The organism is Endozoicomonas sp. ALE010 (assembly GCF_049310165.1).
GTDB lineage: Bacteria > Pseudomonadota > Gammaproteobacteria > Pseudomonadales > Endozoicomonadaceae > Endozoicomonas.
In genome coordinates this window covers 24,497-34,053 of sequence record NZ_JBLYNV010000059.1, presented here as the reverse complement: position 1 = coordinate 34,053, position 9,557 = coordinate 24,497, and the positions used below count along the sequence as shown (strand labels likewise).

Annotated in this window: 4 protein-coding genes; all 4 read right to left on the bottom strand. The window is 50.5% G+C overall.

Annotation, left to right across the window (positions count from 1 at the left end):
• A partial coding sequence (locus ACO6UY_RS19600) for a hypothetical protein (RefSeq protein ID WP_422490939.1) occupies positions 1 to 362 on the bottom strand: 362 nt, incomplete at its 3' end.
• Between the two features lie 106 nt (positions 363 to 468).
• Positions 469 to 3,891 carry a DUF1601 domain-containing protein gene (locus ACO6UY_RS19595; RefSeq protein ID WP_422490938.1) on the bottom strand — a complete coding sequence of 1,141 codons (3,423 nt, stop codon included), beginning with the start codon at positions 3,889 to 3,891 and terminating at the stop codon, positions 469 to 471.
• A 155-nt stretch (positions 3,892 to 4,046) separates the two neighbouring features.
• A complete protein-coding gene (locus tag ACO6UY_RS19590) occupies positions 4,047 to 6,113 on the bottom strand; it encodes an RAP domain-containing protein (protein ID WP_422490936.1) in 2,067 nt (688 codons plus the stop codon).
• A gap of 106 nt (positions 6,114 to 6,219) precedes the next feature.
• The gene (locus tag ACO6UY_RS19585) at positions 6,220 to 9,489 is read right to left on the bottom strand and encodes a DUF1601 domain-containing protein (protein WP_422490935.1); all 3,270 of its coding nucleotides are present in this window, start codon (positions 9,487 to 9,489) and stop codon (positions 6,220 to 6,222) included.
• Between the last annotated feature and the right edge of the window lie 68 nt (positions 9,490 to 9,557).

Genomic DNA, 9,557 nt, shown 5'->3' with positions numbered 1-9,557 from the left:
TTAGCAGCTGATGTGTATCTTTTAATTGAATCAGCATACAGACCGTGATGTCTCCCATCATAGCGATCACCGAAACGATAAGATTTACTCAACAGATCATCCATTATTTCCTGTTTGATGAGGGCATTAAAATCCTGAGCAGGGTTTACTGAACGGCCCTGTAGATGTTGAGAAGAGCGTGTGCCAGAAGAATGGTAAAATTCATTGCGACCCGGCGCAGTGCGGGGGGGATTATCCCATGGTCTGACTGTGGCATGTCTATATCGCCCACGCCCTGAAGAAGGGGCATGGTTATTCGGCTGGTTGTAATTATTAACTGATCTTGTGTATTTACCACTGATACCAGCAGATCTTCTATCCATAATTATATTTCATTAATTCATGAGAATATAAAAAGCAGACTGCGGTTCTGCTCAGAAGTTCATTTTGCTGAACTGTCTATAAACGCCAGTGGTTGGAGAAGAACAACTACTCTGGATTGTTAAATGATTCAGAGCCATGCCCTTTTGGTTGGGTGTTTATCCTGGTCTTTATTTGATCAATACATCGTTTTATTGAATCCGAGCTCCAAAGCGTGTTAATCGGGATTTCAATGACCTCAAATCCTGATTTTTGCAGCAGAGCAATTTTAAGTAGAGTTGAACCATTCCGGGTTTTGAAATCGTTACTCACGTAATGAAACGGTCCCTGAATTTCAATCACCATGTTGTGATCTGGCAGTAGCAGATCAACTGGCGGTAATGAGCTCAGATTCTTTTCTTCTTCAATCTTCAAAGAGGGCATGCATGATTGGAGTTGATTGCGGAAGTTGGTTTGATGTTTTGAAATGGTTGTCTGGTAATGGGGGACGATCGGACACGGTCTGCCAAGCCAACTGGCGGCCATGGCAATGACGCGCTGATCTTTTTCATTGTCTGGGTGGGTATTTTCCAGGCGAGTCAACAGGTCATACATGAGCTTTTCAAGCACGTTATTTTTATTGGTATTGGAGACCAGAAACAACCTGGCACAGCATACCATTACGCCCCAGAGAGACATAAATATATCTTGCTGAGAGAACTGAGGGTTTTCACTGATTTTGTGGACCAGCGATGTGAAGATTGAGGTAACCACGTTCAACTCAACGAGTTCACCCAGTTTCGCCATGGCCCACAGCAGGTTGGCGATGCCCTGTGGTGTAAAGTTAGCTTTCTGTGCCCTCACGTGGGGTAACAGCGCAGCTACTGGCGCTTTGAACTCTGGTGCCCACTCCTGCCCGTTATCCACCAGTTTCGCCATGGCCCACAGCAGGTTGGCGATGTGCTGAGGAATAAATTGGTCTTTCTGTGCGTTCAGGTGAGGCAACAGCGTGGCCACAGCCTCGTTGAGCGCTGGTGTCTGTTCCTGCCCGTTGTCCACCAGTTTTGCCATGGCCCACAGCAGGTTGGCGATATCTTGTGGTTTAAAGGTAGCTCTCTGTGCATGCACGTGGGGCAACAGTGCGCTCACGGCCCCGTTGAGTTCTGGTGTTGACTTCTGCCCGTTGTCCACCAGCTTCGCCATGGCCCACAGCAGGTTGGCGATATGCTGTGGGTTAAAGTCAGCTTTCTGTGTGTTTACGTGGGGCAACAGCGCGGCTACGGCCTTGTTGAGTTCTGGTGACCTCTCATGCCCGTTGTCCACCAGTTTCGCCATTGCCCACAGCAGGTTGGCGATATGCTGTGGGTTAAAGTCAGCTTTTTGTTTGTTTACCTGGAGCAACAGGGCGGCTACGGCCTTGTTGAGTTCTGGTGTGGACTCCTGCCCGTTGTCCACCAGTTTTGTCATGGCCCACAGCAGGTTGGTAATACCCTGTGGTGTAAAGTTGGCTTTCTGTGCGCTCACGCGGGGCAACAACGCGGCCACGGCCTCGTTGAGCTCTGGTGTCTGCTCCAGCCCGTTGTCCACCAGTTTCGCCATGGCCCACAGCAGGTTGGTGATTTGCTGTGGTTTAAAGTTAGCTTTCTGTGCGATCACTTGGGGCAATAGCGCTGCCACGGCCTCGTTGAGTCCTGGTGTCCGCTCCAGCCCGTTGCCCACCAGTTTCGCCATGGCCCACAGCAGGTTGGCAATATGCTGAAGAATAAATTGGTTTTTCTGTGCACTTACCTGGGGTAACAGTGTGGCTACAGCCTCTTTGAGACCCGGTGTCCACTGCTGCCCGTTGCCCACCAGTTTCGCCATGGCCCACAGCAGGTTGGCGATATCCTGGACATTAAATTGGTCTTTCTGAGCGTTCACCCGGGACAACAGCGCGACCAGGGCCTTGTTGAGTCCTGGTGTCCGCTCCAGCCCGTTGTCCACCAGTTTCGCCATGGCCCACAACAGGTTGGAAATGCCCTGGGCATTAAGTTGGTCTTTCTGTGCGTTCACATGGGGCAACAGGGCGGCCACGGCCTCGTTGAGCCCTGGTGTCCACTCATGCTCGTTGTCCACCAGTTTCGCCATGGCCCACAGCAGGTTGGTGATATCCTGGACATTAAATTGGTCTTTCTGTGCGTTCACCCGGGGCAACAGTGCGACCAGGGCCTCGTTGAGCCCTGGTGTCCGCTCCAGCCCGCTGTCCACCAGTTTCGCCATTGCCCACAACAGGTTGGCAATGTCCCGGGCATTAAGTTGGTTTTTCTGTGCGTTCACATGGGGCAGCAGCGAGGCCACGGCCTCGTTAAGCCCTGGTGTCCGCTCCAGCCCGCTGTCCACCAGTTTCGCCATGGCCCACAGCAGGTTGGTGATTTCCTGTGGTTTAAAGTTAGCTTTCTGTGCGTTCACCCGGGGCAATAACGCGGCCACGGCCTCGTTGAGCTCTGGTGTCTGCTCCTGGCCGTTGTCCACCAGTTTCGCCATGGCCCACAGCAGGTTGGCGATCCCCTGAGGAATAAATTGGTCTTTCTGTGTATTCACGTGGGGCAGCAGCGCGGCTACGGCCTCGTTGAGCTCTGGTGTCCGCTTTTGCACGTTGTCTGACAGCTTCGCCATGGCCCACAGGAGGTTAGCAATATTCTGGGTATTAAATTGGTCTTTCTGTGCGTTCACATGGGGCAACAGCGTGGGCACAGCTTCTTTGAGCTCTGGTGTACACTCCCCGTTGTCCACCAGTTTCGCCATGGCCCACAGCAGGTTAGCGATACCCAGAGGAATAAATTGGTCTTTCTGTGCATTCACGTGGTGCAGCAGGGCGGCCACGGCCTCTTTGAACTCTGGTGTCTGCTTCTGCCCGTTATCCACCAGTTTCGCCATGGCCCACAGCAGGCTGGAGATTCCCAGGGCATCAATATCCCTGGCTTGAGGTCTTTGGTTGCACTTGAATATGATTGCATCAAGAAGCGTGGACAATAAGGCAGCTTGAGTGAGCTTAATACGCTGATCCACGGGTTTATGAGGGGTAAAAACACCCGCTGAAGTCAATGAGTGAAGTGTTGTTGTCAGGCTTCGCCAATTCCAACTCCGTGTTACTGTGAAATTTTGCAGTAAATGTATCAGCTGGCTTTGTTCGGCTCGATTTAACGGTCTTTTAGCAGCTAACGTGTATTTTTTAATTGAACTGGCATATCGACCGTGATGTCTCCCATCATAGCGATGACCGAAACGATCCGATTTTCTCAACAGATCATCCATTACTTCCTGTTTGATGAGCGCATTAAAATCTTGAGCAGGGGTTACTGAACGGCGCAGTAGATGTTGAGAAGGGCATGCGTCAGAAGAACGGTAAAATTTATTACGCCCCGGGTTATTGCGTGGGGTATCATCCCACTGCCTGACCATGGCATGTCTATATCGTCCACGCCTTGAAGAAGCGGCATGGCCACCCGGTCGGTTATAATAATTATCTGATCTTGCGTATTTACCACTGATACCAGCAGAACTTCTATCCATAATTAAATTTCATTAATTCATGAAAATATAAAAAGAAGACTGCTGTTCTGTTCAGAAGTTCATTTTGCTGAACTGTCTATAAACGACAATGGTTGGAGAAGAACATCTATTCTGAATTGTGAAAATGGTTCTGAGTCATGATAGCAGGTAGACGATTACTGGCTGCTTGTTCTCTTCTTTACTTGATCAATAAATGGTTTCATTAAATCCTGGTTACAAAGCTGGTTAACCGGGATTTCAATGACTTCAAACCCTGCTTTTTGCAACAGTGCGATTTTCAGCAGAGTCGAACCTTTCCTGGTTTTGAAATCACCATTCACGTAATGAAACGGCCCCTGAACTTCAATAATAATGTTGTGATCTGGCAGTAGCAGGTCAACTGGAGGCAATGAGTTCAGGCACTTTTCTTCTTCAATCTTCAAAGAGGGCATGCATGACTGGAGTTGATCGCGGAAGAAAGTTTGAGGTTCTGAAATGGTTGTCCGGTAATGGGGGACGATCGGACACGCTCTGCCAAGCCAACTGGCGGCCATAGTAATAATGTGTCGATCCTTTTCATTGTCCAGGGATGTATTTTCCAGGCGAGTCAACAGGTCATCCATGTGCTTTTCAAACACGTTATTTTTATTGGCATTGGAGACCAGCGACAACCTGGCACAGCATACCATTACGCCCCAGAGAGATATCAATATATCTTGCCTGGAGAGCTGAGGATTTTCACTGATTCGGTAGACAAGCGATTCGAACGTAGAGGTAAACACATTCAGCTCAACGAGTTCACCCAGTTTCGCCATGGCCCACAGCAGGTTGGCGATGCCCTGTGGTTTAAAGTTAGCTTTCTGTGCGTTCACGTGGGGTAACAGTGCGGCCATGGCCGCTTTGAACTCTGGTGTCCACTCCTGCCCGTTGTCCACCAGTTTCGCCATGGCCCACAGCATGTTGGCGATGTGCTGAGGAAGAAATTGGTCTTTCTGTGCGTTCACATGGGGCAACAGCGTGGCCACAGCCTCGTTGAGCGCTGGTGTCCGCTTTTGCCCGTAGTCCACCAGTTTCGCCATGGCCCACAGCAGGTTGGCAATATGCTGGGCATTCAATTGGTCCTTCTGTGCGTTCACGTAGGGCAACAGGGCCTCCACGGCCTCGTTGAGCCCTGGTGTCCGCTCCAGCCCGTTGTCCACCAGTTTTGCCATGGCCCACAGCAGGTTGCTGATCTGCTGAGGAATAAATTGGTCTTTCTGTGCGTTCACGCAGTGCAACAGCGCGGCCACGGCCTCGATGAACTCTGGTGTCTGCTCCTGGCTGTAGTCCGACAGTTTTGCCATGGCCCACAGCAGGTTGGCGATAACCAGTGGTTTAAAGTCAGCTTTCTGTGCGTTCACATGGGGCAACAGCGCGGCCACGGCCTCTTTGAGCTCAGGTGTCCGCCCCTGCCCGTTTTTCACCAGTTTCGCCATGGCCCACAGCAGGTTGGTGATATCCTGTGGTTTAAAGTTAGCTTTCTGTACGTTCACGTGGGGCAATAATGTGGCCACGGCGTCGTTGAGCCCTGGTGTCTGCTTCTGCCCGTTGTTCACCAGTTTCGCCATGGCCCACAGCAGGTTGGCAATTCCCTGAGCATCAATATTCCTGGCTTCAGTTTTTTGGTTGCAGTTAAATATTATTGCATCAAGTAGCCTTGACAATAAGTGAGCTTGAGTAAGCTTAACACGCTCATCCATGGGTTTATGAAAGGTAAAAACACCCGCTGAAGTCAATGAATGAAGTGTTGTCGTCAGGCTTCGCCAGTTCCAGCTCCGTGTTACTGTAAAATTTTGCAGCAAATGTATCAGCTGGCTTTGTTCGGCTCGATTTAACGGTCTTTTAGCAGCTGACGTGTATTTTTTAATTGAACTGGCATATTGACCGTGATGTCTCCCATCATAGCGATGACCGAAACGATCCGATTTTCTCAACAGATCAGCCATTATCTCCTGTTTGATGAGGGCATTGAAATCCTGAGCAGGGTTTATTGAACGGCCCTGTAGATGTTGAGAAGAGCTTGCTCCAGAAGAATGGTAAAATTCATTGCGACCCGGTGCAGTGCGGGGGGGATGATCCCACTGCCTGATCGTGGCATGTCTATATCGTCCACGCCCTGAAGAAGCGGCATGGCCACCCGGTCGGTTATAATAATTATCTGATCTTGCGTATTTACCACTGATACCAGCAGAACTTCTGTCCATAAGTATATTTCATTAATTCATGAAAATATAAAAAGCAGACTGCTGTTCTGTTCAGAAGTTCATTTTTCTGAACTGTCTATAAACGCCGATGGTTGGAGAAGAACAATTACTCTGGATTGTTAAATGATTCAGAGCCATGCCCCTTCGGTTGGGTGTTGATTATGGTCTTTATTTGATCAATACATCGTTTTATTGAGTCCGGGCTCCAAAGCGTGTTAATCGGGATTTCAATAACCTCAAATCCTGATTTTTGCAGCAGTGCAATTTTCAGTAGAGTCGAACCATTCCGGGTTTTGAAATCGTTACTCACGTAATGAAACGGTCCCTGAATTTCAATCACCATGTTGTGATCTGGCAGTGACAGGTCAACTGGAGGTAATGAGTTCAGACTCTTTTCTTTTTCAATCTTCAAGGAGGGCATGCATGATTGGAGTTGATTGCGGACGACAGTTTGAGTTTTTGAAGTCATCGTCTGGTAATGGGGGGCGAAAGGACACGGTCTGCCAAGCCAACTGGCGGCCATGGCAATGGTGGTTTGATCCTCTTTATCCGGTGATGTATTTTCCAGGCGAGTCAACAGGTCATCCATGTGCTTTTCAAGCACGTTATTTTTATTGGCATTGGAGACCAGATACAACCTGGCACAGCATACCATGACTCCCCAGAGAGACATCGATATATCTTGCCTGGAGAGCTGAGGTTTTTCACTGATTTTGTGGACAAGCGATTCGAATGTAGAGGTAACCACATTCAGCTCAACGAGTTCACCCAGTTTCGCCATGGCCCACAGCAGGTTGGCGATATGCTGGGGAATAAATTGGTCTTTCTGTGCGTTCACGTGGGACAACAGGGCGGTGACGGCCTCATTAAGCTCCGGTGTCCGGTCATGCACGTCGTCCACCAGTTTCGCCATGGTCCACAACAGGTTGGCGATTTCCTGTGGTTTAAAGTTAGCTTTCTGTGCGTTCACTTGGGGCAACAGCGCGGAGACGGTCTTTTTGAGCTCTGGTGTCTGCCCCAGTCCGTTGTCCACCAGTTTCGCCATGGCCCACAGCAGGTTGGCGATAGCCTGGGCATTAAATTGGTCTTTCTGTGCGTTCACGAGAGGCAACAGAGCAAACACGGCCTTTTTGAGCGCTGGTGTCTGCTCCAGTCCGTTGTCCACCAGTTTCGCCATGGCCCACAGCAGGTTGGCGATATGCTGGGGAATAAATTGGTCTTTCTGTGCGTTTACGTGGGGCAACAGGGCGACTACGGCTTCCATGATACCTGTTGCCTGCTCCTGCCCGTTGTCCACCAGTTTCGCCATGGCCCACAGCAAGTTGGTGATTTCCTGTGGTTTAAAGTTAGCTTTCTGTACGTTTATATGGGGCAACAGCGCGGCCACGGCCGCTTTTAGCGCTGGTGTCAGCTCTTGCCCGTCCACCAGTTTCGCCATGGCCCACAGCAAGTTGGCGATACCCTGGGCAGTAAATTGGTTTTTCTGTGCGCTCACAAGGAGCAACAGCGCGGCCACTGCCTCTTTGAACTCTGGTGTCCACTCTCCGTTATCCAACAGTTTCGCCATGGCCCACAGCAAGTTGGCGATATGCTGAGGAGTAAATTGGTCTTTATGTGCCTTTACGTGGGGCAACAGCGTGGCCACGGCCTCGTTGAGTTCAGGTGTTCGCTCCTGCCCGTTGTCCACCAGTTTCGCCATGGCCCACAGCAGATTGGCGATATGCTGAGGAATAAATGGGGCTTTTTGAGCGTTTACGTGGGGCAACAGCACGGCCACCGCTTCGTTGAGTTCTGGTGTCTGCTCCTGCCCGTTGTCCACCAGTTTCGCTATGGCCCATAGCAGGTTGGCAATACCCTGGTCATTAAACTGGTCTTTCTGTGCGTTCACGTGGGGCAACAGCGCGGCAACGGCCTCTTTGAACCCTGGTGTGTGCTCCTGCCCGTTGTCCACCAGTTTCGCTATGGCCCACAGCAGGTTGGCGATTTCCTGTGGGTTAAAGTTAGCTTTCTGAGTGTTCACGTTGGGCAATAACGCGGCCACAGCCTCTTTGAGTTCTGGTGTCTGCTCCTGCCCGTTGTCCACCAGTTTTGCCATGGCCCACAGCAGGTTGGCGGTACCCTGAGGAATAAATTGGTCTTTCTGTGCGTTCACGAGGAGCAACAGGGCGGCCAGGGCCTCTTTGAACCCTGGTGTCCGCTCCAGCCCGTTGTCCATCAGTTTCGCCATAGCCCAAAGCAGGTTGGCAATGCCCTGGGCACTAAGTCGGTTTTTCTGTGCGTTCAGAAGGGGCAGCAGGGCGGCCACAGCCTCTTTCAGCCCTGGTGTCCGCTCCAGCCCTTTGTCCACCAGTTTCGCCATGGCCCACAGCAGGTTGGCAATGCCATGGGCATTAAGTTGGTTTTTCTGTACGTTCACGAGGGGCAACAGGGCGGCCACGGCCTCGTTGAGTTCTGGTGTCTGCTCCTGCCCGTTGTCCACCAGTTTTGCCATGGCCCACAGCAGGTTGGTGATACTCTGAGGAATAAATTGGTCTTTCTGAGCGTTCACGAGGAGCAACAGCGCGGCCACGGCCTCTTTGAACCCTGGTGTCCGCTCCAGCCCTTTGTCCACCAGTTTCGCTATGGCCCACAGCAGGTTGGCGGTATCCCGGGCATTAAATTGGTCTTTCTGTGCGTTCAAGTGGTGCAAAAGTGCAGCCACTGCCTCGTTGAACGCAGGTGTCAATTCTTGCCCGTTGTCCACCAGTTTCGCCATGGCCCACAGCAGGTTGGCGATACCCCGGGCTTCAGGTTTTTGGTTGCAGTTAAATATTATTGCATCAAGTAGCGTTGACAATAAGTGAGCTTGAGTAAGCTTAACACGCTCATCCATGGGTTTATGAAAGGCAAAAACACCCGCTGAAGTAAATGAATGAAGTGTTGTCGTCAGGCTTCGCCAGTTCCAGCTCCGTGTTGGGGTAAAATTTTGCAGCATACGTATCAGCTGGCTTTGTTCCGCCCGGTTTAACGGTCTTTTAGCAGCTGACGTGTATTTTTTAATTGAACTGGCATATTGACCGTGATGTCTCCCATCATAGCGATGACCGAAACGATCCGATTTTCTCAACAGATCAGCCATTATCTCCTGTTTGATGAGGGCATTGAAATCCTGAGCAGGGTTTATTGAACGGCCCTGTAGATGTTGAGAAGAGCTTGCTCCAGAAGAATGGTAAAATTCATTGCGACCCGGTGCAGTGTGGGGGGGATGATCCCACTGCCTGACCGTGGCATGTCTATATCGTCCACGCCCTGAAGAAGCGGCATGGCCACCCGGTCGGTTATAATAATTATCTGATCTTGCGTATTTACCACTGATACCAGCAGAACTTCTATCCATAATTATATTTCATCAATTCATGAAAATATAAAAAGCAGACTGCTGTTCTGTTCAGAAGTTCATTTTGC

What these genes read in the sequence shown, in the direction of transcription:
- ACO6UY_RS19585 (WP_422490935.1), bottom strand. Translation starts at nt 9,489, where the DNA reads ATGGATAGAAGTTCTGCTGGTATCAGTGGTAAATACGCAAGATCAGAT.
- ACO6UY_RS19590 (WP_422490936.1), bottom strand. Translation starts at nt 6,113, where the DNA reads ATGGACAGAAGTTCTGCTGGTATCAGTGGTAAATACGCAAGATCAGAT.
- ACO6UY_RS19595 (WP_422490938.1), bottom strand. Translation starts at nt 3,891, where the DNA reads ATGGATAGAAGTTCTGCTGGTATCAGTGGTAAATACGCAAGATCAGAT.